This window comes from Microbacterium sp. AC145 (assembly GCF_979258505.1).
Genome location: NZ_OZ409859.1, coordinates 1609159 through 1633766, shown reverse-complemented (window position 1 = coordinate 1633766; position 24608 = coordinate 1609159). Strand labels below are relative to the sequence as shown.

The following is a 24608-nucleotide window of genomic DNA, read 5'->3' as shown; positions in this document are numbered from 1 at the left end:
ACATTCAAATGAATAGAACCGGATGCAGCGCACCCGATTCGGAGAAGACGGAGCAATCATGAGTGAGCAGGCAGGCGTCCCGGTGCAGTTCGGCATCATGTCGGTCAGCGACATCACCCGCGACCCCACCACCGGAGTCACGCCGAGTGAGCAGGAACGCATCAAGGCGACGCTGGCGATCGCCAAGCACAGCGAAGAGGTCGGCCTCGACGTCTTCGCGATCGGCGAGCACCACAACCCTCCGTTCTGGTCCTCGAGCCCCACGACGTTCCTTGCGGCGCTCGCCGCCCAGACCGAGCGACTCATCGTGTCGACCTCGACGACGCTCATCACGACGAACGACCCCGTGCGCATCGCCGAGGAGTACGCGATGCTGCAGCACGTCTCGGACGGTCGCATGGACCTCATGCTCGGCCGCGGCAACACCGGGCCGGTCTACCCCTGGTTCGGACAGGACATCCGTCAGGGTCTCCCGCTCGCGATCGAGAACTACGCCCTGCTGCACAAGCTGTGGCGTGAGGACGTCGTGAACTGGGAAGGAAAGTTCCGCACGCCGCTGCAGGGCTTCACCTCGACTCCTCGCCCCCTCGACGGCGTCGCTCCGTTCGTCTGGCACGGATCGATCCGCACGCCCGAGATCGCCGAACAGGCCGCGTACTACGGCGACGGCTTCTTCGCGAACAACATCTTCTGGCCCAAGGAGCACTACCAGCGCCTGATCGAGCTCTACCGCCAGCGCTACGCACACTACGGACACGGCACGCCGGAGCAGGCGATCGTCGGTCTCGGAGGGCAGGTGTTCATGGCGGCGAAGTCTCAGGATGCCGTGAACCAGTTCCGGCCCTACTTCGACAACGCCCCCGTCTACGGCCACGGTCCGAGCATGGAGGACTTCACCGAGATGACCCCGCTCACGGTGGGTTCCCCTCAGCAGGTCATCGACCGGTACGCGGCGATGCGCGAGCACTACGGCGACTACCAGCGCCAGCTCTTCCTGATCGACCACGCCGGCCTGCCGCTGAAGACGGTGCTCGAGCAGCTCGACATCCTGGGTTCCGAGGTCGTGCCGGTGCTCCGCAAGGAGCTCGCGAAGGACCGTCCGGTGAGCGTGCCGGATGCCCCGACTCACGCGTCGCGGGTGAAGGCCGAGTTCGGCGACGGTCCCACGCGTCAGGCACGCCCCGGTGCCAACCGCGGTGACAACCTGACCGGCGACTCGCCCTATCAGGACTCTCCCGCTCCCGCGGGAGCAGCGTTCGGACTCAGCCGGAAGGAGGCCTGAGATGGCCACTCGCCGGATCGCCGTCGTCTCCGCGGGGCTCTCGAACCCCTCGTCGACGCGGATGCTCGCTGATCGTCTCGCGGCCGAGACCGTGAAGGCGCTCGCCGCGCACGACATCGACGCCAGCGTCGACGTGATCGAGCTGCGTGACTACGCGCATGACATCACGAACAACCTGCTGACCGGATTCGCGCCGCCCGCACTGGAGACCGCGATCAACACGGTCGTCTCAGCAGATGCCCTGATCGCCGTGACGCCGATCTTCTCGACGAGCTACAACGGACTGTTCAAGTCGTTCATCGACGTGCTCGATCCCGACGCGCTCACCGGCAAGCCTGTGCTGATCGGAGCCAACGCTGGCACGGCCCGACACTCGCTCGCGATCGACTACGCGATCCGCCCGCTGTTCGCCTACCTGCACGCTGAGGCCGTCTCGACGGGCGTGTTCGCAGCGTCCAGCGACTGGGGTGGATCCGGCGATGACGTCGCCCCGCTCGCGAAGCGGGTCGAGAAGGGTGCCCGCGAGCTCGCAGAGGCCATCGCGCGGCGCGAGACGACCTCGGTCGCCGATCCGTATGATCCGGCCACCTACCTCGGTGAAGGGCGATCATTCGGTCACATGCTCGGCGGTCTCGCCGGAGAATGACCGATTCCCGGCACGACCGGGAACGAATGCAGGGCCATGAGGCCGTAGACGATGTCCGAAGGGCGTCGTACGGTGACCTCATGGCCCTTCGTTCTGTGCTCGACTCCGCACGGCATGCTCTGCGCGGCGCCCTCATCCTCCCCGGCGACGATTCCTTCGATGCGGCGCGTCGTCCGTGGAACCTGGCGATCGAACAGCATCCGGCGGGCGTGGCCGCGCCGGCCGATCTGCGCGACCTGCGCGCTCTGCTCGACGCCGCTCGCGACGGGGGCGTGACGCTCGCGGTGCAGCCCACCGGGCACGGCGCCGGCGGAGACCTGGCCGGTGCCCTCATCGTCCGAATGGCGGCCTTCGACGAGTTGTCGGTCGACCTCGGTTCCGGAGTGGTGCGGGTCGGCAGCGGAGTCCGCTGGGGTGCCATCGTCGAAGCGCTCGAAGGAACAGGCTGGGTGGCTCCTGCCGGCACGAGCCCGGTCGTCGCCGTCGCGGGCTACACCCTGGGCGGCGGGCATTCCTGGTTCAGTCGCACGGCAGGACTCGGGTCCGACAATCTCAGGGCCGCGTGGGTCCTGCGGGGCGATGGGACACACGAGCGGGTCGACGACGAGAGCGACCCCGAGGCGATGTGGGCACTTCGCGGAGCGGGCAGCATCGTCGGAATCGTGACGTCCCTCGAGATCGACCTGGTCCCCGCGCCGACGCTGTGGGGAACCGAGCTCACTTTCGACGCGGCAGACGCGGCGTCGGTGATGCGGGCCGTCCGCGATCTGTCCGCAGAGGCCCCGGCATCGCTCAACGTGTTCGTGAACTCGATGCGCATGCCCGACGCTCCGCAGCTTCCCGAGGAGATCCGCGGACGCAGCTTCGTCACCGTGCAGGCGCTGTCGACGGTCGGTGCCGCCGATGATCTGATCGAGCAGGTGCGGCGGGCCGGCGCCGTTCGCCGCGAGGTCTCCGGGGCCACGTCGCCGAAGTCCGTCGCCGCATCGAGCGGCGAACCCACCGAACCGACGCCGGGCAGAGGCGTGTCTGCTGCGCTCTCGTCGCTCGACGACGCGACGATCGACGAACTCTTCCGCTTCCGCGAGCTTCCCGAGCAGTGGCCGATCATGGGCATCGACATCCGGATGCTCGGTGGTGCACTGAATGAACCTCGCCGGGCGGGGTTCGCGACGCTCCAGGGCGTCGACTGGCTGCTCCACGCGCTGGTGCCTGTCTTCCCGGGGGCGCCCAGCGAACCGGGCGATGCGAGTATGGCGGGCTTCCGCGAGGCGCTGGCGCATGCGATCGCGCCGCACACCGTCCCGACATTCCTGGGGCCGGGCGAGACTCTCGAGCGCTGCGGTGATCCGGCGGCGATCGATCGCCTGCGCACGATCAGAGCTGCCGCCGACCCTGACTCGCTGCTGCACGAGGGGCGGCTCCCGCGCTGAGCGCGAGTGCCGTGTCCGGCGAACGGGATCCGCGTCGTCCACATGGCGAGCCTCGGACGCAAGTACCGCGCCGGCGTCAGTCGTCGCTGTCGGCGCGTCGGGTCCAGCGGTACTCCGTCTCTGGGCGCCCACGCGCACCGTAGCGGGCGCTGCGGCTGATGATGCCGGAATCGGTCAGATGCTCCAGGTACCTCCGCACGGACACGCGCGACATCCCGAGCCGCGCGGCCGCTTCGCTCGCCGACACCGCGGCGCCGGATGAACGCAGCTCTGCGGTCACCTTCTGCAGTGTCGCGGCCGACAGCCCTTTGGGAATCGGGATCGTCCCGGTCGTGCGTCCGAGAAGCGCGTCGATCTCCGCCTGGGTCGCCTCCCCGGCCGTCGACCGCGCCTGCTCGCGATGGGCGCGGTAGGCGGTGAGGCGCTCGTGGAACACCGCGAAGGGGAACGGTTTGACGAGGTACTGGTAGACGCCCAGAGCTGCCATCTGCCGGACGGTGTCCGCGTCGCGCACGCCGGTGATCGTGATCACGTCCACGGCCGCGGCTCGGGCGCGAAGCCCGCGCAGCACATCGATGCCCGAGCCGTCGGGCATCGTGATGTCGAGAAGCACGAGATCGAACGGCCTGTCAGGGGGCTGATCGAGCACCGCGGCGAGCGCGGCCCGAGCGCCGGTGCACTCCCCGCCCACGACGAACCCGTCGATCCTCTCGAGGTACGAGCGGTGGAGCTCGAGTGTCAGAGCGTCGTCATCGACGATCAGCGTGCGGATCATGGGCTCTTGCGTCCTCTCACCGGCGGAAGGTTGACGGTGAACATCGTCGGATGAGCGGAGACCTCCACGGTGCCGCCCACACCGGCCACCACCGCGCGGACGAGGGTGAGGCCGACTCCCCGGCCGTGGTCGCCTGACGGTTTCGTCGAGAAGCCCTGGGTGAACACCCGCTCGCGCAGCTCAGACGGAATGCCGTCGCCGCCGTCCGACACCTCGAGGACGATTCCGCCCTGCGTCGAGGGGCGCAGCGAGACCTCCACCCAGCGTTCGGCGCCGGTGGCGGCGGCATCCATGGCATTGTCGATCAGGTTGCCGAGCACGGCGACGCTGTCGACGGGGGAGAGCGGGGAGGCGGGGGTGTCCGGAGCGATGCTCACCCGCCAGTCGATCCCGCGCTCTCTGGCCTGGGATGCCTTGCCGAGAAGCAGAGCACCGACGGCGGGGTCCCCGGCCTGTCGTGCGGTGACCTGATCGACGAGCGACTGACTCTGGCGCGACGTCTCGGTCAAAATCTCGATCGCCTCATCGCTGCGCCCCAACTCGAGAAGCGCAACGGCTGTGTGCATGCGGTTGCCGTGTTCGTGCGTCTGAGCGCGCAGCGCGTCGCCCAGGGTGCGCAGGGATTCGTATGACGACACGGCGTCCCGCACCTGCCCCGGCGGCAGGTCTCCCGCGATGCCGCGTGTGAACCGACGGGCGATCCACGCGCCGAGAGCGCCGAGGCCCACGAGCCCGACGGTGATGCCGATCGAGAGCGGCAGCCGGCGAACGAGGGTCTCGGAGATGGACTCGATGGTCACGCCGGATGACACCCAGCCGAGCAGTTCACCGCCGGATGCGACCACGGGCACGATGGTCCGCACCGAGGGTCCGAGGGTGCCGGTGAACACCTCGGTGAGTGTGCGCGGCGAGTCGGGGATGGTGCCGAGGTACACCCCGCCGATCTGGTCGACGTCGGGATGCGTGAGGCGCGTGCCCTCGGGCGTCATGATCGTCACGAAATCGAGGTCGGCGTTCGCGATGACATCGAGTGTGTAGGGCTCGAGCGTGCGGGTCGCGTCCGCCTGCTGGTCTGTCGCGAGAGTCTCGACGACGAGGGGGGACGATGCGAGCGTCACCGCTGTCGCGGCCGTGACCCGCTCCGCCTCCGCATGGGTGGCGCGTTGGGCATCGACGACGAGGAAGACGGCCACCAGTGCACCGACCACCACCGCGGCCGCCAAGAGCACCAGGAAGACCCGGGAAGCGATGCTCCTCGTGTCGCGCGCGTGTCTCATCGCGTCCTTCCGATCGTCGGTGATCGCGGAGTCCGGGATATCGGTGGTGACCAATACGACCACAAATGGTGCTGCCGGGGGAAGTCCGCGACGGTGAGCTTACCGAAGGCGAGGACGCCTGAGGGCATGAGACGAAGACGTTCATGATCAAGGAGGAAAACATGGCCATCACGACGGGGTTCTCCCTTCCCGGATTCCATTGGCGCCGCGGCAAGCAGGCGTGGGACAGGCACACCTGGCTGTATGTCTCGGTGATCATCGCCGTCGTGCTCGGCGCGGCCGTCGGCCTCATCTGGCCCGAGGTCGGTAAGAGCCTCGAGCCGATCGGCACCGGCTTCGTCGCCCTCATCAAGATGATGATCGCGCCGATCATCTTCTGCACGATCGTGGTGGGCGTGGGGTCCATCGCGAAGGCGGCGACGGTCGGCAAGATCGGCGGCCTGGCGTTGCTCTACTTCATGGTCATGTCCACGTTCGCGCTCGCGATCGGCCTGGTCGTCGGCAACATCATCCATCCGGGTGCCGGCCTCGACATGGCGAACGCCAACTATGACGCGACCGACACCGAGGCGAAGACGACCACGGAATTCATCCTCGGGATCATCCCGACGACCTTCTTCTCGGCCTTCACGGGTGAGAGCGTCCTGCAGGTCCTGTTCATCGCTCTGCTCGTGGGCTTCGCGTTGCAGGGGCTCGGCGACAAGGGCGCCCCGATCATGGACGCGGTCAAGAACCTCCAGAAGCTGGTGTTCCGCATCCTCGGCATGATCCTGTGGCTCGCCCCGCTCGGCGCGTTCGGAGCGATCGCCGCGGTGGTCGGCAAGACGGGCATCGCGGCGATCTGGAGCCTCGGTGTGCTCATGATCGCGTTCTACATCACCTGCTTCCTGTTCATCGTCGTGGTGCTCGGGACGCTGCTCTTCGCCGTCACCCGGGTGAACATCTTCAGCCTCGTGAAGTACCTGGCCCGCGAGTACCTGCTGATCGTCGGCACCTCGTCGTCGGAATCCGCTCTTCCGCGTCTCATCGCGAAGATGGAGCACATCGGCGTCTCGAAGCCGGTCGTCGGGATCACGGTTCCCACGGGGTACTCGTTCAACCTCGACGGCACGGCGATCTACCTCACCATGGCTTCTCTGTTCATCGCGACGGGCATGGGGCAGCCGATGACGATCGGAGAGCAGATCGGATTGCTGGTCTTCATGATCATCGCCAGCAAGGGAGCCGCCGGTGTCACGGGTGCCGGCCTTGCGACGCTTGCCGGCGGTCTGCAGGCCTACCGTCCCGATCTCGTCGACGGCGTCGGAGTGATCGTCGGCATCGACCGGTTCATGTCGGAGGGGCGCGCGCTCACCAACTTCACCGGCAACGCGGTCGCGACGCTGTTGATCGGCACATGGACCCGTCAGATCGATCGTGATCGGGTGCAGCAGGTGCTGAGCGGCGCGCTTCCCTTCGAGGAGTCGCAGCTCGACGGGATCGACGAGCACGGGATGGCCGACGAGAGCAAGGCCGTGGACATCCAGGGGCTCAAGGAATCGGCCCTCGACGAGATGGCGGCGAAAGAGGAGCGTGCGCGTCTCCGCGCCGCACGGAACTGAGCCTCCGGCCGGAAGAAGAAGGATGCGGGAGTCGGCGTCGCCGGCTCCCGCATCCGTGCGGTCAACCGCTCTTGCGTCGGAACTCGCGCCGCGTCTGCGGGGCTGCCGCGCCGTGAACAGCGGAGTCGCCGTCCAGGTGGGCCTCGCCCTGCCGGTGGTGCGCGTTCTTCTTCTCGAGCGCTTCCTTGAACTTGCGCTTCATGTCCTCACTGGAGGAGGCGCCTTCTTCGGTGCTCATGTTCGCCAGCCTAGGGCACGCCTCTGACAGGTGGGGGATCACCTCCGCGCTCCGCGGGAGACGATGTCGATCACCGCACCGAGGCCGAGTGCGACCGTCACGGACACCACGACGGCCACCACCGGGCCACCGGGGACGAGGGCAGCGACGATCGCACCCACGGACGCCTGATAGGCAGCCCACCCGAATGCCGCCACACTCACCAGGCACAGATATCGGACCGGATGGATGCGCGAGGCGCCGGCGACGAGGTTGATGGCCAGGCGCGCGAACGGCACGAAGCGTGCGGTGAAGAGCACGGTCGCCGTTCCGCTCTCGAGTCGGCGTCGCGCCCACTCGAGTGCCCGACGCACCCGGGGTGCCCGCATCCATCGCCAGCGTTCGGTGCCGACAGTGCGACCGATCAGATAGCAGGCGGTGTCTCCCGCGGCGGCCGCGACTCCCGCACAGACGATCACCGCCCACAGGGGCGGAGTCCCCGACGACGACGCGACGGCTCCGAGCGCGGTGACGGCGATCTCTCCGGGCACGACGACGAAGAAGGAATCTCCGAGAACCAGGAGGCTCATGACGGCGAGGGCCCAGGGGTCGGAGAGCAGATCGGACACGGTTCCAGAGTGCTCGGCGCAGGTGAACGGGAACCAACGGCCGGATAGCCGGTGACGCGCGATCCAGCATCCGGTGAACTTCTGGTGTTCTGAGGCATTTGCAGCAGTCGACGTCTGTCGTCGACGGCATCCTGGGCATGTGAGAGTCGCGATCGTGACAGAGTCCTTCCTTCCGCACATGAACGGTGTCACCGGATCCGTCCTGCAGATCCTGAAGCACCTCGAGCGCACGGGCCATGAGGCACATGTGATCGCACCGGATGCCGCCGGCATGCCCATCGAGATCGCCGGTGCCGTGATCGAGCCCATCCCGAGCGTCGCGCTCCCCGGATACCGCAACGTGCGAGTGGGCACCTCGCCCGCCCACCGCGTCGCCGCATCTCTTCGTCAATTCCAGCCGGACGTCGTTCATCTCGCTTCGCCCTTCGCACTGGGCTGGCGTGGAGCGCTCGCCGCAGAGCGCCTCGACATCGCTGCGATCGCGGCGTATCAGACCGATGTCGCGGCGTACACGGAGAGATACCGGGTGCCTGCGACGACCGGTGTCGCGCATGCGCACATCGCCAGGCTCCACCGTCGGGCGACTCTGTCGCTCGCGCCGTCGGCGGACTCCGCGCAGCGTCTCGCCTCGCTGGGAGTCGATCGGGTGCGTCGGTGGGGGAGAGGGGTGGACGCCGAGCGATTCCAGCCCTCCCGACGCAGTGAGACGCTGCGAGCAGAGTGGGGCGGGGATGTCGTCATCGGATACGTCGGCCGCCTCGCGCCCGAGAAGCAGGTCGAAGACCTCGCGGTGCTGCAGAGCATCCCCGGAGCCAGACTCGTGATCGTCGGAGACGGGCCCAGCCGGATGAAGCTGACCGCGCTGATGCCTCACGCGCTCTTTCTCGGCCATCTCGACGGAGAAGCGCTCGCGGAGGCGACCGCATCGTTCGACGTGTTCGTGCACCCGGGGGAGAGCGAGACGTTCGGTCAGACCCTGCAGGAGGCGCACGCGAGCGGGGTCCCCGTCGTCGCCACCGGGCGTGGCGGTCCCCTGGACCTGGTGCGGATGGGGATCGACGGATGGCTGTACCGTCCGGGCGACCTCGAGGATCTGCGGATGAGGGTCGCCGACCTCGCCGGAGACGGGCGCAAGCGCAGGGCGTTCGGCGAGGCAGGACACCAGGCAGTGCAGGGGCGCAGCTGGTCGAGTGTGTGCGACCAGCTGCTCGGACACTTCGACGAGGCACGGACGCTCCGCGCCGTGGACTCGGGGCTCCGCGCGCGTCGCCTGACCCGCCCCGAGATCGCGGCTCCTGTCGATACGCGTCGCTGGCACCGCTATGTGGCGATGGGTGACTCGCTCACCGAAGGGCTCTGCGACCCGGCCCCGGACGGAGCCCTGCGCGGGTGGGCCGATCGCCTCGCCTTGCTTCTCGCCGCGCGCGGTGGCCTGCACTATGCGAACCTCGCGATCAGATCAAAACGGGTGCGTGACGTGTGCCAGACCCAGCTCCCGCGCGCCCTCGAGCTCGAACCGGATCTCGTGTCGATCCTCATCGGAGCGAACGACCTGGTGAAACCGTCCGTCGACATATCGGCGCTCGCCGCAGAACTCGAAGGCGCGGTGCGGCGACTTCGCGGCATCGGAGCGGATGTCGTGCTGGTCACGCCGTTCCTCCCTCGCCGGCGTGCCGCTGCGATGTACACCCGCCGGTTCGCGGCCTTCGCGACGGCACTCGCCGGCATCGCCGCTCGGACAGGGGCGATCCTGATCGACACCGATGTGTACCCGACGCTCCCGGACCGCCCCAATTGGGGCGAGGATCTGGTGCACCTCAGCAGCCGTGGGCACCGGTTCCTCGCGTATCGGGCAGGAGAGGTGCTCGCCGTTCCGCACGCTGATGCGCTCGGCGTGCTCGACGCGGCGCTGCATGAGAACGAGGCGATCGGCGTGGGGCTCTGGTGGCGGCGACATGCGCTGCCCTGGGTCTGGCGCCGGATGAACGGGCGCGCCGCAGGCGACGGACGGGTCGCGAAGCACGACGACTACGTCTATCTCGGTCGCTCTCGTGCTCCTCGCGGGATCTCAGTCGGCTGACTGCTCGGGCTGCGACCACGCGGGTGGGCGGCGTCAGCGACGACCCATACCGTGGTACTTCCAGCCGGCAGCCCGCCAGGCGGCGGCATCCAGGCAGTTCCGGCCGTCGACGATCACGCGCCCCGCGACGAGCGAACCGGCGTGTTCGGGAGTCATCTCGCGGCGGTAGAGGTCCCACTCCGTGACGATCACCACTGCGTCGGCGTCACGGAGCGCGTCGTCGCGTTCAGCCGCGTAGCCGAGCTGGGGGTGCGCCGCCGCGGCGTTGTCGAGAGCGGCCGGGTCGGTGACGACGACGTCCGCGCCGAGGCCGCGCAACCGCACCGCGACATCGAGAGCGGGGGAGTCGCGGATGTCATCGCTGAACGGCTTGAACGCGGCTCCGAGCACCGCGATCCGGCGTCCGAACACCAGCCCACCGAGGGCGTCGACGACAAGCTGCACTGCTCTCTCGCGCCGCCGGAGGTTGATCGAGTCGACCTCGCGGAGAAACCCCACGGCCTCTCCGCGTCCGAGCTCCTCTGCGCGGGCGGCGAAGGCGCGGATGTCCTTCGGCAGGCAGCCGCCGCCGAACCCGATGCCCGAGCCCAGATACCGGCGCCCGATGCGGGTGTCGTGTCCGAGGGCATCCGCGAGCAGCGCGACGTCGGCGCCTGACGCCTCGGCGATCTCGGCCATCGCGTTGATGAAGGAGATCTTGGTGGCGAGGAAGGCATTCGCGGCGCCTTTCACGAGCTCGGCCGTGGCCAGATCCGTCACGAGGAAGGGCGTACCGGCCTCCACGGCGGGGCGATAGGCCTCGCGGAGCACAGCGGCGGCACGTTCACCGGCGCCGCCGGACGGCACCCCCACCACCAGACGGTCGGGTGTGAGCGTGTCGTGCACCGCCCACCCCTCGCGGAGGAACTCGGGGTTCCACACGAGGGTCGCGCCGAGGTCGGTGATCGCCGCGCTCAGACGCTCGGCCGTTCCCACGGGCACCGTGGACTTCCCGGCGACCACGTCGCCCGGTCGCAGATGGGGGAGCAGCGCTTCCACAGCCGCGTCGACGAATCGCAGGTCGGCGGCGTGACCGCCCGGCACCTGCGGAGTGCCGACGGCGAGGAAGTGGACATCCGATCCGGCGGCGTCCGACATCTCGGTGCTGAACCGCAGTCGCCCAGAGGCGAGGCCCTCCTGCAGGAGCTCACCGAGCTGCGGCTCGAAGAACGGCGCGGTGCCGTCTGCCAGCGCCGCGACTTTCTGTGCGTCGACGTCGATCCCGATGACATCGTGTCCGATCGAGGCCATCGCTGCGGCGTGCACGGCACCGAGGTACCCGCATCCGATCACTGACATGCGCATGGTGTCAGGACAGCGGATGCTCCTCACGAGCCGGCATCCGGTGGGTGAACGACTCATGGACGACGCGTGTCCGAACGTCCGGATGGCGCGGTCGCGGGGGTTTTCGGGGTGCCGCTGGTAGGCTGGACGAGGTCGACGTCTGTCGGCTGCACAACTTCATATCGACTCATGGAGCGATCGGCGGAGAGCTGGTCCCCTGTGGTGGGTTCCTCGGCGCGACGTCGGGTGGCTTTCTACTGGTGGCCAGCGCAGGTGAGATTCGCGGGATTGCCCGCGCGCCCGTATCCGGCCGTATCCGCTCCTTCATGAATGCGCTCGCGCGTCACACGGACTCGCGAGTCTAAACAAAGAAGGAGAGACCTCTTGGAAGGTCCTGAAATCACCGCCACCGAGGCCGTTCTCGACAACGGCCGCTTCGGCACTCGCACCATCCGCTTCGAGACCGGCCGCCTCGCGCAGCAGGCTCAGGGCGCAGTCGCCGCATACCTCGACGGCGAAACCATGCTCCTCTCGGCCACCAGCGCAGGCAAGCACCCGCGCGAGGGCTTCGACTTCTTCCCGCTGACGGTCGACGTCGAAGAGCGTTCGTACGCCGCTGGCAAGATCCCCGGCTCGTTCTTCCGTCGCGAGGGTCGTCCCTCCACCGAGGCGATCCTGGTCTGCCGTCTGATCGACCGTCCGCTGCGCCCGTCGTTCGTCGACGGCCTCCGCAACGAGGTCCAGGTCGTCATCACCGTCATGTCGATCGCTCCGGGCGAGTTCTACGACGCTCTGGCCATCAACGCCGCTTCCGCGTCGACCCAGATCTCCGGCCTGCCCTTCTCTGGTCCGGTCGCCGGCGTGCGCCTCGCGTTCGTCCCCGGCCACGGTGAGCACGCCGACCAGTGGGTCGCATTCCCGACCGCCGAGCAGGTCAGCGAAGCCGTGTTCGACCTGATCGTCGCCGGTCGTGTCGTCACCAAGGCCGACGGCACCGAAGACGTCGCGATCATGATGGTCGAGGCTGAGGCGACCGAGGGCAGCTGGAACCTCATCAAGGCGGGAGCCACGAAGCCTGACGAGTCCATCGTCGCGCAGGGCCTCGAGGCCTCGAAGCCGTTCATCGCGCAGCTGGTCAAGGCTCAGGCAGAGCTCGCAGCCACCTCGTCGAAGGAGCCGGGCGTCTACCCGGTCTTCCCGGCATACAGCCAGGAGGTCTACGACTTCGTCGCCGGTCGCTCCTACGACGACCTCGTCGGTGTCTACCAGATCGCCGACAAGTCCGAGCGTCAGTCCGCCGACGACGCCATCAAGGACCGCGTCAGGGCGCAGCTCATCGAGGCGACCGAGTCGGGCTCGCTCCCGGCCGCTGCTCCGCTCGAGTTCTCCGCGGCGTACAAGTCCGTCACGAAGAAGATCGTCCGCGGCCGCATCCTCACCGAGGGCGCTCGCATCGACGGTCGTGGCCTGGCGGACATCCGTCCGCTCGACGCCGAGGTGCAGGTCATCCCGCGCGTGCACGGCTCTGCGATCTTCCAGCGCGGCGAGACCCAGATCCTGGGTGTCACCACGCTGAACATGCTCAAGATGGAGCAGCAGATCGACTCGCTGTCTCCCGTCACGAGCAAGCGCTACATGCACCACTACAACTTCCCGCCGTACTCGACCGGTGAGACCGGTCGCGTCGGTTCGCCGAAGCGTCGCGAGATCGGGCACGGCTTCCTCGCCGAGCGCGCACTCGTGCCGGTGCTGCCGAGCCGCGAGGAGTTCCCGTACGCGATCCGTCAGGTCTCCGAGGCGCTGAGCTCCAACGGCTCCACCTCGATGGGTTCTGTCTGCGCGTCGACCCTGTCGCTGCTGAACGCGGGCGTGCCGCTGCGCGCACCCGTCGCCGGCATCGCCATGGGTCTCGTCTCCGACGAGGTCGACGGTGAGACCCGCTACGCGGCGCTGACCGACATCCTCGGTGCGGAAGACGCTCTGGGTGACATGGACTTCAAGGTGGCGGGTACCGGTGAGTTCATCACCGCCATCCAGCTCGACACGAAGCTCGACGGCATCCCGACGTCGGTGCTCGCAGGGGCGCTCACGCAGGCCCGCGACGCTCGTCTGACGATCCTCAACGTCCTGAACGCCGCGATCGACGCGCCCGACGAGATGGCGCCGACCGCGCCTCGCGTCATCAGCGTGCAGATCCCGGTCGACAAGATCGGTGAGCTGATCGGCCCGAAGGGCAAGACGATCAACGCGATCCAGGATGAGACGGGCGCGCAGATCTCCATCGAGGAGGACGGCACCGTCTACATCGGCGCGACCGACGGCCCGTCGGCCGAGGCCGCCCGCGCTCAGGTCAACGCGATCGCCAACCCGACCAACCCCGAGGTGGGCGAGCAGTTCCTCGGAACCGTCGTGAAGATCGCGACGTTCGGTGCATTCGTCTCGCTGCTCCCGGGCAAGGACGGTCTGCTCCACGTCACCGAGGTGCGCAAGCTCGCCGGTGGCAAGCGGGTCGAGAACGTCGACGACGTGCTGTCGGTCGGTCAGAAGATCCTCGTGAAGATCACGAAGATCGATGACCGCGGCAAGCTGTCGCTCGAGCCTGTTCTCGACGATGCGGCCGACGCGGCTCCCGCCGAGGAGACTGCCGCCGAGTAATCGCCGACGCTTCGACACGAGCCCGGACCGTCCGCAAGGACGGTCCGGGCTTCGTCGTATCCGATGTGACCAAACCGTTATTGGAAGTTCTCCCGCCGTTCCGCGGATTGGTCGGCGCGTTCGCGGTTCTCGAATACCCTCGAAGTACGCACCGGGGGGTGCATCACAGGCAGTGACGCAGATCGGTTAGCGCCGATCCACGCGGGGGTGAGGAAATGCGGTTGTTCAGTGCAGGAGCAGGTACGCCGCACGAACGCGCACAGACGCACCCCGCCGAGCACCCGTCGGCTCCCATTCCGATCGTCGGCCCCGGAGTCGGCGAGGGCATTCGCGTCCCGCTGGGAGAAACCGGGTTCGACACCTTCCCCTTGATGCTCGGTGCCGCAGAGTTCGGCTGGAACGTCGATCTCGAGACCAGCCACGGGATACTCGATCGCTACATCGAGTTCGGCGGCAACGCCATCCACACCGCAGACGGATTCTCCGGCGGGCGCAGCGAGCACATCATCGGGCAGTGGTTGCGCTCTCGTGGTCTCCGCGACAACGCCCTGCTCAGCGTGCGCATCGGTGCGCACGCCGACAATCCCGGACTGGGGTCGACCAATCTGGTGCGTGCCGTGGAAGGATCGCTGACCCGCCTCGGCGTCGAGAGCATCGATGTGCTCTATCTCGACGCGACTCTCGACGCGACGACGAACCTCGAAGACACGTTGGCGACTGTCGAATGGCTCGTGGAGGCGGGCAAGGTCGGCGCGCTCGGTGCTTACGGGTTCGCGCCCGAGCGCCTTGTCGAGGCACGCATACTCGCATCCGCCGGATACCCGCGGGTCGAGGTCGTCGACTCGCCGTACAACCTCATCCGACGACAGGCGTACGAGGGAGATCTGCGGCTCGTCGCGGGCGCTCAGAACCTCGCGGTCACGCCGTCTCATGCTCTCGAGCACGGCTTCCTGTCAGGACGACACCGCAGCAAGTCGCTGACGTCGCGCGGTGTCCGCGGCGAACAGCTGCGTGGAAACCTCAACCGGCGTGGCACGAAGGTGCTCCGCGCTCTTGATCAGGTCGCCGCAGAGCTGGACGTTCCGGTCGCCGCGGTATCGATCGCATGGCTTCTCGCCCAGCGGACGGTCGTCGCCCCGATCGTCAACACCTTCGCCGCCGATCACGTCGACGAGCTCATGCAGGGCGCAGGGGTCGCGCTGTCGCGCGTGCAGATCGCCGACCTCACTCGGGCGGGCAACTGAGCGTCGACATACCGCTGTCACATACCTGGCATAGGGTGGAGTGGTTCCGGAGGACGCTGTCGACGAAGCGAGCGAGTGAGTGACGCATTACATATATCTGGTCAGGCATGGCGAGCATCAGGACGCCGAGCACGGCCTCACCGATGGCCCGCTCTCGCCGCGGGGCCAGCGCCAGGCCGAGTTGATCGCAGACCGCCTCTCGGGGCTTCCCCTCGATGCGGTGTGGCATTCCCCCCTGCTTCGCGCCAATGAGACGGCGCGTGCCATCGCCGAGCGCCTGCCGTCCGTCGATCCTGCGCCGACCGCGCTGCTGTTCGACTGCGTGCCGACAGGGATGACAGACGAGACGCCCGCGGCCTACGAGCCGTTCTTCGGCTCGATCACCGATGCCGAGATCGAGGCCGGGCGCGCGCAGATGTTCGACGCTGTCAACGAGTTCCTGGTGCGCAAGCCGGGCGACGTGCATGAGGTTCTCATCACTCACAACTTCGTGATCTCCTGGTTCGTCCGTGAGGTGCTCGGTGCACCGGAATGGCGTTGGATGACTCTGAACCAGGCGCATTGCGGGCTCACCGTGATCGCGCAGAAGCAGGGGCGGCCCTGGACGCTCCTCACTCACAACGACACCGGGCACCTCCCGGTCGAGCTGCGCACCGGAATCCCCGATCAGATGCCGGTCTGAGCGCCGTCTCGCTGACCGAGCCGGGGCGATCCGCCGCGCCGCGCAGGGAACGGAGGGCGCATGCTCTCGCGAAATAGACTGGGCGCATGACCACCCAGGTAGCACTCGTCGGCGGCACCGGAAAACTCGGCTCGATCATCCGGACCGTGGTCGACGGGCTCGAAGGTTTCGAGGTGAGCCGTGTGCTCACCTCCCGCAGCGACCTGGCCGAGTTGGATGGCGCTGATCTCGTGATCGACGCGACCACTCCGCAGGTCAGCATCGACGTCGTCAGGGCCGCGGTCGAGCGAGGCATCAATGTTCTCGTCGCGACCTCCGGATGGTCGGCCGAGCGCATCGCGCTCGTCCGTCCGCTGGCAGAAGAAGCCGGGATCGGGATCGTCTTCATCCCGAATTTCTCTCTCGGGTCAGTGCTGGGCTCGGTGCTGTCGGCGGCCGCGGCACCGTTCTTCGGGTCGGCTGAGATCGTCGAGGCTCATCATGAGAAGAAGGTCGACTCGCCGAGCGGTACCGCGGTGCGGACCGCAGAGCTGATCGCAGCCGCGAGAGCGGAGCAGGGGCCGGTCAGTGCCCCGCATGCAGACCAGCGAGCCCGGGGACAGCAGGTGGGCAGCGTGCCCATCCACTCCTTGCGCCGACCGGGCGTGATCGCCAAGCAGGAAGTCATCCTTTCGGGCCCCGGCGAGTCGCTGACGTTCACTCACGATACGGTCGAGCCCGCTCTCGCCTACGCGCCCGGCATTCGGATCGCTGTTCCCTTCGCGGCCACTGCGGCGGGAGTCGTCGTCGGCTTGGAGAACATGATCGACCTCGGTATCCGCCCGTGATGTCGAGGATCGGCGTCGCGCTCATGGCGGGCGCATTGCTCGTGTACCTGGCAGTGTGCGTGTGGCTGGCCGTGATGTTCTTCGCGGTCGGGACGCCCGTGTCGATAGGAATGGGGATCGCACTCATCGTGCTCGCGCCGATCGGCGCCTGGGCTCTCGTTCGTGAGATGCAGTTCGGCTTCGCGGCCGATCGGCTGGGGCGCGAGTTGGATGCCGAGGGCGGCATGCCCGAAGCGGAGACCGAACTCACCCCCAGCGGGCGGATCGCCCGTGCGGATGCCGATCCGATGATCCAGCGGTACATCGCAGACGCTGATGCGGCGCCGGGGGACTGGCGGGCGCGCTATCGCCTGGGCGTCGTGCAGGATGCGGCGGGGCGCCGCAAGGACGCCCGCGCCAGCATCCGCGCGGCGATCCGCATCGCTCGGGGCTGACCCGATTCAGGCGAGTGTGGCCTCGAGCGTGATCTCGATGCCGGCGAGAGCCTGAGAGACGGGGCAGCCGACCTTGGCCTCGGCCGCGATCGTCTGGAACGCCTCAGGGCTGAGTCCCGGCACGACGGCGTTGACGTTGAGGTGGCTCCCGGTGATTCCCACGCCCGGCTTGAAGGTGACCGATGCGCTGGTGTTGACGCGCTCCGGCGGGGTGCCGTTCTCGGAGAGAGCGTGCGAGAGGGCCATGCTGAAGCACGAAGCGTGAGCCGCGGCGATGAGTTCCTCCGGCGTGGTGGTGGTGTCGCTGCCTTCGCTGCGGGCCTTCCAGTTGATCGGGAAGGTGCCGAGCTTCGATGAGGAGAAGGCGACGGTGCCCGAGCCTTCCGCGAGGGATCCGGTCCAGGTGGTGGTGGCTTCGCTGGTGACGGGCATGATTCCTCCGGTTCTCGCGCCGCGGGATGTGCGCTCGCGTATCGGCCCAGCCTATCGACCGGGTGCGTCGGGCGGAACCGCGTTCAGGCCGCGGAAGCCGTGCGACCGAGGACGCCGGCACGCTGCAGCAGCAGGTAGATCTGGCAGCCGAGGCAGAAGGAGAACGCGGCGTTGAGGAAGGCGGCGATGAATGCGGCGGCCGTCGCGATCGGCAGCGCCCACGGCGCGCCGATCAGGTGCAGGACGAGTCCGATCGTGACGACGAAGAGGCCTACGCCCTGCGCGAAGCGCGGAGGGCGAGGGTCCTCCAGTTCGGTGGGCGGTGCGAGCCGCGGGCGCACGAACCGGCGGAACAGGACCCCCCATGGCGCGGTCGACGGGGAGAGCACGCTCCAGAGGAAGAGCAGGGCGATCACTGTCGTGAGGAGGAAGCCGGGATCGAGCGCGCGCTGGGCGGGGGATGCCGCCACGATCGCCCACGTGTCGGAGGCGAAATCCGCCGCCGCGAGCGGTTGATAGGCGAACCAGCCGAAGGCACGCGCCGTCGAGATGCCGACGAGACCGAGGAACGTCGCGCCGAGCAGCAGCACCGCCGTGATCGTCGCGGCGAAGCGCGGGCCACGGGGGTCGATACCTGCGGGAGTGGTCATCTCTGCTCCAGTCGTTCACGCCTCAGACGGCGGAGAGTGCTTCGGTGAGAGCGTGGCGGTGCGGTACGCCGTGGAATCGTGCGCGGACGGCGCCGGAGCCGTCCACCACGAACGTCGTCGGGGTCTGCAGCACCTTGTACCGCGCCGAGAGATCGGGTCGATGCGTGAGGTCGACCTCGAGATGATGCAGGCCGTCGGCGTCTTCGACGTAGCTCGTCAGCATTCTGCGCACCTGAGGGCAGCGCGCGCACATCTCGGTGCTGAACTGCACGAGCGTGGCACGCGAGCCCAGCCGATCGGCGTGCGCATCGGCGGGATCGAAAAGGAGGTGCCCGCCTCCTCGACGGCGTCCGTCGAGGAGGCGCAGCACGATTCCGACGACGGCGGCGATCGCGAGGAGCGCTCCGATCACGGCGAGGGCGATTCCGGGCGACATGGATAGAGAATATGCGCGGCTCGAACACGCCGGGGCCGATATGTCGCATCGTGACGAACAGACTCTCGGTCCCCGCGGGCGGGTAGTCTGGCAGACATGAGCGCAGCCGTCCCGACGCCGTACGAAGACCTGCTCCGAGACGTGCTGGAGTCCGGCACCCACAAGTCGGATCGCACCGGCACGGGCACCACCAGCGTCTTCGGCAGGCAGATCCGCTTCGACCTCGCGCAGGGCTTCCCGCTGATCACGACGAAGCGCGTGCACTTCAAGTCGATCGCCTATGAGCTCCTCTGGTTCCTCCGGGGTGATTCCAACGTCAAGTGGCTTCAGGACAACGGCGTCACGATCTGGGACGAGTGGGCCGATGCCTCAGGCGATCTCGGTCCCGTCTACGGCGTGCAGTGGCGGTCCTGGCCGACGCCAGACGGCGAGAGCATCGACCAGCTCAGCGACGTGATCGATCAGATCCGCAAGGCTCCGGACTCCCGACGCCTGATCGTGTCGGCGTGGAACCCCGCCGACATCCCCGACATGGCGCTCGCCCCCTGCCACGCGCTCTTCCAGTTCTACGTCGCAGACGGAAAGCTCTCCTGCCAGCTCTACCAGCGCAGCGCAGATCTGTTCCTCGGCGTCCCGTTCAACATCGCGTCCTACGCTCTGCTGACGCTCATGGTGGCGCAGCAGGTCGGGCTCGAGCCGGGCGACTTCGTGTGGACGGGTGGCGACTGCCACATCTATGACAACCACCTCGATCAGGTGCGCGAGCAACTCAGCCGTGATGCGTATCCGTACCCGTCGCTGCGCTTCGCACGCAAGCCGGAGTCCATCTTCGACTATGCATACGACGACTTCATCGTCGAGGACTATCAGCACCACGCCCCGATCCGGGCGGCGGTGGCGGTGTGACCTGGGTCGGCCTCATCTGGGCCGAAGCGCAGCGCGGCGTCATCGGAGCCGAAGGCGGCATGCCCTGGAACGTCCCCGAAGATCTCGCGCACTTCAAGGAGAAGACGCTCGGCACGCCGGTGATCATGGGTCGCAAGACCTGGGACTCCCTGCCTGAGCGGTTCCGCCCCCTCCCAGGCCGCGAGAACATCGTCATCACGCGGCAGCAGGACTGGGCCGAAGAGGGCGTCAGACGCGCAGCCACCGTGACCGATGCCGTGCGCGGGCACGAGAAGGTCTGGATCATCGGCGGAGCGGAGATCTTCCGACTCGTGATCGCCGACGCCGATCGGCTCGAGGTCACCGAACTCGACCTCGACATCGCCGGCGACGCCTACGCCCCGTCGCGGGCCGGATGGCGTCTGGTCGATGAGGGGGAGTGGCAGACCTCACGGTCCGACGTCCGTTACCGCTTCCTGGGATACGAGCGCTGATGCCCACCGCACTCATCACAGGAGCCAGCGCCGGACTCGGCGTCGAGTTCGCCCGCCAGCTCGCGCGTCGGCGCGCCGACCTCGTGCTGGTCGCCCGGTCGGCGGATGCTCTCGAGAGCATCGCGGCAGAACTGCGCAGCGAATACGGCATCGCGGTCGAGATCCTCGTCGCGGACCTCTCCGAGGCCGCCGATGTGGACCGGGTCGCTGACCGTCTCCGTGACACCTCAGACGCGGTTGATCTGCTGATCAACAACGCAGGCTTCGGGCTGCCGCTGCAGTTCGCCGACAATGACATCGACGATGAGGTGCGGCACCTCCGAGTCCATGTGGAGGCATCGATGCGCCTCATGCATGCGGCGCTCGGGTCGATGCGAGGCCGCGGTGGCCGCATCATCAATGTCGCATCCGTCGCCGGATTCATCTCCCGCTCGACGTATTCGGCCTGCAAGAGCTGGCTCATCGGCTTCAGCCGATGGGCCAACGTCGAGTACGCCTCCGACAGGGTCAGCGTGACCGCCGTGTGCCCCGGCTTCACGCACACTACCTTCCACGAGCGGATGGGGCTCGCACCCGGGCACGAGGGCGTCCCGGCATTCATGTGGCTCGACGCACGTGATGTCGTCCGCGAAGGGCTCCGCGATGCGGCGCGAGGCAAAGCCGTCTCGATCCCGTCGTTGCGCTACAAGGCGATCGTCGCGATCGCGAGCCTGCTGCCGAGCTCGGTGACGTCCGGCGTCGCTCGCCGAGGTCGCGTCTGACCCGAACGCCGATGGCCCTCCGCCATCAGCGTGTGGATCAGCGGAATCTGCCCAGACGGATGCCTGCGTAGGCGATCGCTGCCACTGTCTCCCCATCGGTGATCCGGCCGTCGGCGATCATGCCCAGAGCCTCGGAGAACGGCACCCAGGTGACGGCGTCGATGCCCTCCTCCGCTTGAGTGTGCGCCGAGTCGTCGGCCGGTGTCAGACCGCGGGCGAGGAACACGTGCTCGGGCGCGTGGGCGATGCCGTTCAGAGCGTTCATGGTTCCGAGCGGCGTCCAGTGCTCGGCGACGAACCCCGTCTCCTCGAGCAGCTCGCGCTGAGCCGCGACGAGTGGGTCCTCGCCGTCGCTCCCGCCAGCAGGCACCTCGATCGAGACGCCGGTCGTGTAGCGCTCGAGCGTGACGAGGCAGACGCGGTCTTCGTCATCCAGCGCGACGACGAAGACCGCCGGATGCCGCATGGTCACCACGCCGTATATCCCGTCGCCCCCGGGGCCGGTGACCTGGTCCTCCCGCACCTCGATCCACCGGTTCTCGTACTTCGTCGACGACTCGTGTGTGACCCATGCCATGGAATCGACCCTATGCGGATCCGTAGGATCGACTGCATGGGATGGCTGTTCGGCAGGAGACGAGACTCCGAAGACGCCAACGAGGTGCTCCGCCGCTACAACGAGGCAGAAGCGGCACGCCTCGCTGCGATCACCGTAGGCACCGCGGATGGTGCGGCATCGGGGGACAGGATCGTCGCGCCGGCGTCGGCACCGCTGTCGGCGCCCTCGAACTCGGCCGAGTTCTCGGTCGAGGACGTGTTCACGATCACCGGGCGGGGGACGGTCGCCACCGGCACAGTGAGGACGGGGTGCTCCGGGTGGATGACGACATCCTCGTACTGCGTGACGGTGCTGTGCAGGCGCGAACGCGCATCACCGGCATCGAGATGTTCCGCAAGCACGTGAACGAGGTCGCTGTGGGGGATTTCGCCGGTCTGGTGCTCCGGGAGAGGGCTGACATCGCCCGCGGTGATCTGATCCGCCCGGTCACGTCCGCGTGAGCGGCACGCGAACCGATACGCTGGAGGGCATGACGCACTCGGGCAACCCTTTCGGACAGGTTCTCGTCGCGCTCGTCACTCCGATGACAGCCGACGGTGAAGTCGATTGGCCCGCCGTCGAGAAGCACATCGATGATGTCATCACCGCCGGTGCTGACGGAATCGTCGTGACGGGAACGACCGGCGAGACCTCCACCCTGACGGACCCCGAGAAGCTCAAGCTCGTCGAGATCGGCAAGTCTGTCTCTGCCGGCCGCGCCAAGATCATCACGGGTGGCGGGTCCAACGAGACCGCGCACGCGATCGAGCTGTACAAGGCCAGCGAGAAGGCCGGCGCCGACGGCATCATGATCGTCACGCCGTATTACAACAAGCCCACGCAGGCCGGCATCCTGACGCACTTCCGTCTGGTGGCCGATGCCACCGATCTCCCGGTGATCCTCTACGACATCCCGGGGCGTACGGGCGTGCCGATCAAGTACGAGACGATCCTGCGGCTCGCGAAGCACCCGAACATCCTCGCTGTGAAGGACGCCAAGGGCGACTTCTCCGAGGTGAGCCGCGTGCTCAATCAGACAGACCTCATGTACTTCTCCGGCGACGACGCGAATGTGCTCCCGCACCTCGCGATCGGCGCGACCGGTCTGATCGGCGTGACCGCGAACATCGCTGCGACTCCGTATCGCACGATCATCGACGCGGTGAACCGCGGCGACCTCACCACCGCGACCGCAGAGCACAAGCGGCTCGAGCCGCTGGTGCGCGCCGTGATGACGCACGTGCCCGGCACCGTCGCGGCGAAGTACATCCTGCACGGACTCGGCCGCATCTCGAGTCCGCGTGTGCGTCTGCCGCTGGTCGGACCCGAAGAGTGGGAGGCCGCCCTCATCGAGGACGAGCTCGATCTCGTGAAGGACGTCCCGGGCGCCGACTTCTCCAACTTCCGCCCCGACCGCAATGCGGCCGCAGGCGGCGCCCTGCCGAAGGTGCACGGCACTACCCGCTGACACCGGGCGCGGTGAGCCGCGCCACAACGAACGAACGGACACGCGAAGTGTCCGACTGAGGAGACACGATGTCCATCCCGCTCGCAGAACCCGCAGCCCTCGACGACGGAACGCTGCGGGTCACTCCGCTCGGCGGGCTCGGCGAGATCGGCCGCAACATGACGATCTTCGAGTTCGACGGCAAGATCCTCATCGTCGACTGCGGCGTGCTCTTCCCCGAGGAGCACCAGCCTGGCGTCGACCTGATCCTGCCCGACTTCGAGCCGATCAAGGGACGTCTCGACGACATCGTCGGCGTGGTCCTCACACACGGCCACGAAGACCACATCGGAGCGGTCCCGTATCTCCTGCGGCTGAAGAGTGACATCCCCGTGATCGGCTCGGGCCTCACGCTCGCACTCGTCGAGGCCAAGCTCAAGGAGCATCGGATCAAGCCCTTCACTCTCACGGTGAAGGAAGGACAGCGCGAGCAGGTCGGGCCCTTCGACCTCGAGTTCGTCGCGGTCAACCACTCGATTCCGGATGCTCTCGCTGTCGCGATCCGCACGCCCGCAGGCCTCGTGCTGGCAACCGGTGACTTCAAGATGGACCAGCTTCCGCTCGACGGACGCATCACCGACCTCCGTGCGTTCGCACGTCTCGGTGAAGAGGGTGTCGACCTGTTCCTCGTCGACTCCACCAACGCCGACGTGCCCGGCTTCACGCCCACCGAGCGCTCGATCGGACCGGTGCTCGACCAGGTGATCGGCAAGGCTCCGCGCCGCGTGATCGTCGCGAGCTTCTCCAGCCACGTGCACCGAGTGCAGCAGGTCCTCGACGCAGCCCACGCGCACGGGCGCCGTGTCGCGCTGCTCGGGCGGAGCATGCTGCGCAACATGACGATCGCCGAGGACCTCGGGTACCTGAAGGTTCCGGCCGGTCTCCTCATCGACTACAAGAAGGCGCGCGACCTTCCCGACGACAAGATCGTCTACATGTCCACGGGCTCGCAGGGTGAGCCGATGGCCGTGCTCAGCCGCATGGCGAACCTCGACCACGCGATCGAGCCCGGTCCCGGCGACACGGTGATCCTGGCGTCGAGCCTGATCCCCGGCAACGAGAACGCCGTCTACCGCGTGATCGACGGCCTGACCAAGCTCGGCGCGAACGTCGTGCACAAGGCGAACGCGAAGGTGCACGTCTCGGGGCACGCCGCCGCCGGCGAGCTGATCTACTGCTACAACATCCTCAAGCCGAAGAACGTCCTCCCTGTCCACGGTGAGTACCGCCACCTGATCGCCAACGCGAAGCTGGCTCAGGACACCGGAGTCGAGGCCGAGCGCACGATCATCGCGTCGAACGGCACGGTGATCGACCTCAAGAACGGAGACGCCCGTGTGGTCGGCCAACTCGACCTCGGGTTCGTCTACGTCGACGGCTCGACTGTCGGAGCCATCACCGACGCCGATCTCAAGGATCGCCGTATCCTCGCCGAAGAGGGCTTCGTCTCGGTGATCGTCGTGGTCGATGCTCAGACCGGCCGCATCATCTCGGGGCCCGAGATCCACGCACGGGGCATCGCTGAAGACGATTCCGTCTTCGACGACGTCACGCCGAAGATCATCGCCGCGCTCAAGGAGGCCTCGGGCAACGGTGTGCGGGACACTCACGCGCTCTCGCAGGTCATCCGCCGGACGATCGGACGCTGGGTGAACCAGAAGCTCCGCCGTCGTCCGATGATCGTCCCGCTCGTCATCGAGGCGTGAGCACGGTGGTCGCGCGTTCACAGTCGGGCGACAC

The 24608-nt window shown here is 67.7% G+C and carries 26 protein-coding genes; 16 read left to right on the top strand and 10 right to left on the bottom strand.

The window, feature by feature from the left end:
* The first annotated feature begins 58 nt into the window (after positions 1-58).
* The 3 genes from ACZZZN_RS08095 to ACZZZN_RS08085 all read left to right on the top strand — a co-directional run bounded on the left by ACZZZN_RS08095 (position 59) and on the right by ACZZZN_RS08085 (position 3361).
* A complete protein-coding gene (locus ACZZZN_RS08095) occupies positions 59-1282 on the top strand; it encodes an LLM class flavin-dependent oxidoreductase (RefSeq protein ID WP_463504650.1) in 1224 nt (407 codons plus the stop codon).
* 1 nt (position 1283) lies between these two features.
* The gene (locus tag ACZZZN_RS08090) at positions 1284-1928 is read left to right on the top strand and encodes an FMN reductase (protein ID WP_463504649.1); all 645 of its coding nucleotides are present in this window, start codon (positions 1284-1286) and stop codon (positions 1926-1928) included.
* Between the two features lie 80 nt (positions 1929-2008).
* Positions 2009-3361 carry an FAD-binding oxidoreductase gene (locus ACZZZN_RS08085; protein WP_463504648.1) on the top strand — a complete coding sequence of 451 codons (1353 nt, stop codon included), beginning with the start codon at positions 2009-2011 and terminating at the stop codon, positions 3359-3361.
* Positions 3362-3437: 76 nt separating this feature from the next.
* Here ACZZZN_RS08085 and ACZZZN_RS08080 read toward each other — a convergent pair whose 3' ends face one another.
* Positions 3438-4136 (bottom strand): response regulator, encoded by a 699-nt coding sequence (locus ACZZZN_RS08080; RefSeq protein WP_463504647.1) that lies wholly within the window; start codon positions 4134-4136, stop codon positions 3438-3440.
* On the bottom strand, positions 4133-5413 hold the full coding sequence (locus tag ACZZZN_RS08075) for a sensor histidine kinase (RefSeq protein ID WP_463504646.1): 1281 nt from the start codon (positions 5411-5413) through the stop codon (positions 4133-4135). Before ACZZZN_RS08075 ends, ACZZZN_RS08080 begins: the two co-directional genes overlap by 4 nt.
* Before the next feature lie 161 nt (positions 5414-5574).
* Between ACZZZN_RS08075 and ACZZZN_RS08070 the strand changes: the two genes are divergently transcribed.
* Positions 5575-7014 (top strand): cation:dicarboxylate symporter family transporter, encoded by a 1440-nt coding sequence (locus ACZZZN_RS08070; RefSeq protein ID WP_463504645.1) that lies wholly within the window; start codon positions 5575-5577, stop codon positions 7012-7014.
* Positions 7015-7075: 61 nt separating this feature from the next.
* On the opposite strand, the gene ACZZZN_RS08065 is transcribed toward ACZZZN_RS08070, so the two are convergent.
* Entirely contained in the window at positions 7076-7252 is a 177-nt protein-coding gene (locus ACZZZN_RS08065) for a DUF5302 domain-containing protein (protein ID WP_311243353.1), read from the bottom strand.
* A gap of 38 nt (positions 7253-7290) precedes the next feature.
* Positions 7291-7860, bottom strand: a complete 570-nt coding sequence (locus tag ACZZZN_RS08060; RefSeq protein WP_463504644.1) for a DedA family protein — start codon at positions 7858-7860, stop codon at positions 7291-7293.
* 154 nt (positions 7861-8014) lie between these two features.
* Here ACZZZN_RS08060 and ACZZZN_RS08055 point away from each other — a divergent pair, with 154 nt between their 5' ends.
* Positions 8015-9940, top strand: coding sequence for a GDSL-type esterase/lipase family protein (locus tag ACZZZN_RS08055; protein WP_463504643.1), 1926 nt, complete (start codon positions 8015-8017; stop codon positions 9938-9940).
* 33 nt (positions 9941-9973) lie between these two features.
* Here the strand turns inward: ACZZZN_RS08055 and ACZZZN_RS08050 are convergent, their stop codons facing one another.
* On the bottom strand, positions 9974-11284 hold the full coding sequence (locus ACZZZN_RS08050; protein WP_463504642.1) for a UDP-glucose dehydrogenase family protein: 1311 nt from the start codon (positions 11282-11284) through the stop codon (positions 9974-9976).
* A gap of 363 nt (positions 11285-11647) precedes the next feature.
* Here ACZZZN_RS08050 and ACZZZN_RS08045 point away from each other — a divergent pair, with 363 nt between their 5' ends.
* The 5 genes from ACZZZN_RS08045 to ACZZZN_RS08025 all read left to right on the top strand — a co-directional run bounded on the left by ACZZZN_RS08045 (position 11648) and on the right by ACZZZN_RS08025 (position 17105).
* Positions 11648-13918: a polyribonucleotide nucleotidyltransferase gene (locus ACZZZN_RS08045; RefSeq protein ID WP_463504641.1), complete on the top strand. Its 2271-nt coding sequence runs from the start codon at positions 11648-11650 to the stop codon at positions 13916-13918.
* 215 nt (positions 13919-14133) lie between these two features.
* A complete protein-coding gene (locus tag ACZZZN_RS08040; protein WP_463504640.1) occupies positions 14134-15162 on the top strand; it encodes an aldo/keto reductase in 1029 nt (342 codons plus the stop codon).
* A gap of 79 nt (positions 15163-15241) precedes the next feature.
* Entirely contained in the window at positions 15242-15844 is a 603-nt protein-coding gene (locus tag ACZZZN_RS08035) for a histidine phosphatase family protein (RefSeq protein ID WP_463504639.1), read from the top strand.
* An 86-nt stretch (positions 15845-15930) separates the two neighbouring features.
* The gene (dapB, locus tag ACZZZN_RS08030; protein WP_463504638.1) at positions 15931-16671 is read left to right on the top strand and encodes a 4-hydroxy-tetrahydrodipicolinate reductase; all 741 of its coding nucleotides are present in this window, start codon (positions 15931-15933) and stop codon (positions 16669-16671) included.
* Complete coding sequence (locus ACZZZN_RS08025) at positions 16671-17105, top strand: hypothetical protein (RefSeq protein ID WP_463504637.1); 435 nt, start codon at positions 16671-16673, stop codon at positions 17103-17105. Before dapB ends, ACZZZN_RS08025 begins: the two co-directional genes overlap by 1 nt.
* Before the next feature lie 6 nt (positions 17106-17111).
* Here the strand turns inward: ACZZZN_RS08025 and ACZZZN_RS08020 are convergent, their stop codons facing one another.
* The 3 genes from ACZZZN_RS08020 to ACZZZN_RS08010 form a co-directional block, all read right to left on the bottom strand.
* On the bottom strand, positions 17112-17537 hold the full coding sequence (locus tag ACZZZN_RS08020; RefSeq protein WP_463504636.1) for an OsmC family peroxiredoxin: 426 nt from the start codon (positions 17535-17537) through the stop codon (positions 17112-17114).
* Between the two features lie 83 nt (positions 17538-17620).
* On the bottom strand, positions 17621-18187 hold the full coding sequence (locus tag ACZZZN_RS08015; protein WP_463504635.1) for a DUF4395 domain-containing protein: 567 nt from the start codon (positions 18185-18187) through the stop codon (positions 17621-17623).
* 22 nt (positions 18188-18209) lie between these two features.
* Positions 18210-18623: a thioredoxin family protein gene (locus ACZZZN_RS08010; RefSeq protein ID WP_463504634.1), complete on the bottom strand. Its 414-nt coding sequence runs from the start codon at positions 18621-18623 to the stop codon at positions 18210-18212.
* Between the two features lie 96 nt (positions 18624-18719).
* On the opposite strand from ACZZZN_RS08010, the gene ACZZZN_RS08005 reads away from it, so the two are divergent.
* From ACZZZN_RS08005 to ACZZZN_RS07995, 3 genes are read left to right on the top strand one after another with little or no spacing between them, the layout of a single operon-like run.
* Positions 18720-19529: a thymidylate synthase gene (locus ACZZZN_RS08005; protein ID WP_463504633.1), complete on the top strand. Its 810-nt coding sequence runs from the start codon at positions 18720-18722 to the stop codon at positions 19527-19529.
* Entirely contained in the window at positions 19526-20002 is a 477-nt protein-coding gene (locus ACZZZN_RS08000; RefSeq protein ID WP_463504632.1) for a dihydrofolate reductase, read from the top strand. Before ACZZZN_RS08005 ends, ACZZZN_RS08000 begins: the two co-directional genes overlap by 4 nt.
* Positions 20002-20763, top strand: a complete 762-nt coding sequence (locus ACZZZN_RS07995; protein WP_463504631.1) for an SDR family NAD(P)-dependent oxidoreductase — start codon at positions 20002-20004, stop codon at positions 20761-20763. Before ACZZZN_RS08000 ends, ACZZZN_RS07995 begins: the two co-directional genes overlap by 1 nt.
* Before the next feature lie 37 nt (positions 20764-20800).
* On the opposite strand, the gene ACZZZN_RS07990 is transcribed toward ACZZZN_RS07995, so the two are convergent.
* Together ACZZZN_RS07990 and ACZZZN_RS07985 are read right to left on the bottom strand one after the other, a co-directional pair.
* Positions 20801-21340, bottom strand: coding sequence for an NUDIX domain-containing protein (locus ACZZZN_RS07990; RefSeq protein ID WP_463504630.1), 540 nt, complete (start codon positions 21338-21340; stop codon positions 20801-20803).
* 95 nt (positions 21341-21435) lie between these two features.
* Positions 21436-21612: a hypothetical protein gene (locus ACZZZN_RS07985; RefSeq protein WP_463504629.1), complete on the bottom strand. Its 177-nt coding sequence runs from the start codon at positions 21610-21612 to the stop codon at positions 21436-21438.
* An 18-nt stretch (positions 21613-21630) separates the two neighbouring features.
* On the opposite strand from ACZZZN_RS07985, the gene ACZZZN_RS07980 reads away from it, so the two are divergent.
* The 3 genes from ACZZZN_RS07980 to ACZZZN_RS07970 all read left to right on the top strand — a co-directional run bounded on the left by ACZZZN_RS07980 (position 21631) and on the right by ACZZZN_RS07970 (position 24574).
* Complete coding sequence (locus tag ACZZZN_RS07980) at positions 21631-21822, top strand: EF-Tu/IF-2/RF-3 family GTPase (RefSeq protein ID WP_463504628.1); 192 nt, start codon at positions 21631-21633, stop codon at positions 21820-21822.
* Positions 21823-21851: 29 nt separating this feature from the next.
* Positions 21852-22829: a 4-hydroxy-tetrahydrodipicolinate synthase gene (gene dapA / locus ACZZZN_RS07975; RefSeq protein WP_056308113.1), complete on the top strand. Its 978-nt coding sequence runs from the start codon at positions 21852-21854 to the stop codon at positions 22827-22829.
* 68 nt (positions 22830-22897) lie between these two features.
* Positions 22898-24574 (top strand): ribonuclease J, encoded by a 1677-nt coding sequence (locus ACZZZN_RS07970; RefSeq protein ID WP_463504627.1) that lies wholly within the window; start codon positions 22898-22900, stop codon positions 24572-24574.
* The last annotated feature ends 34 nt before the right edge of the window (positions 24575-24608 follow it).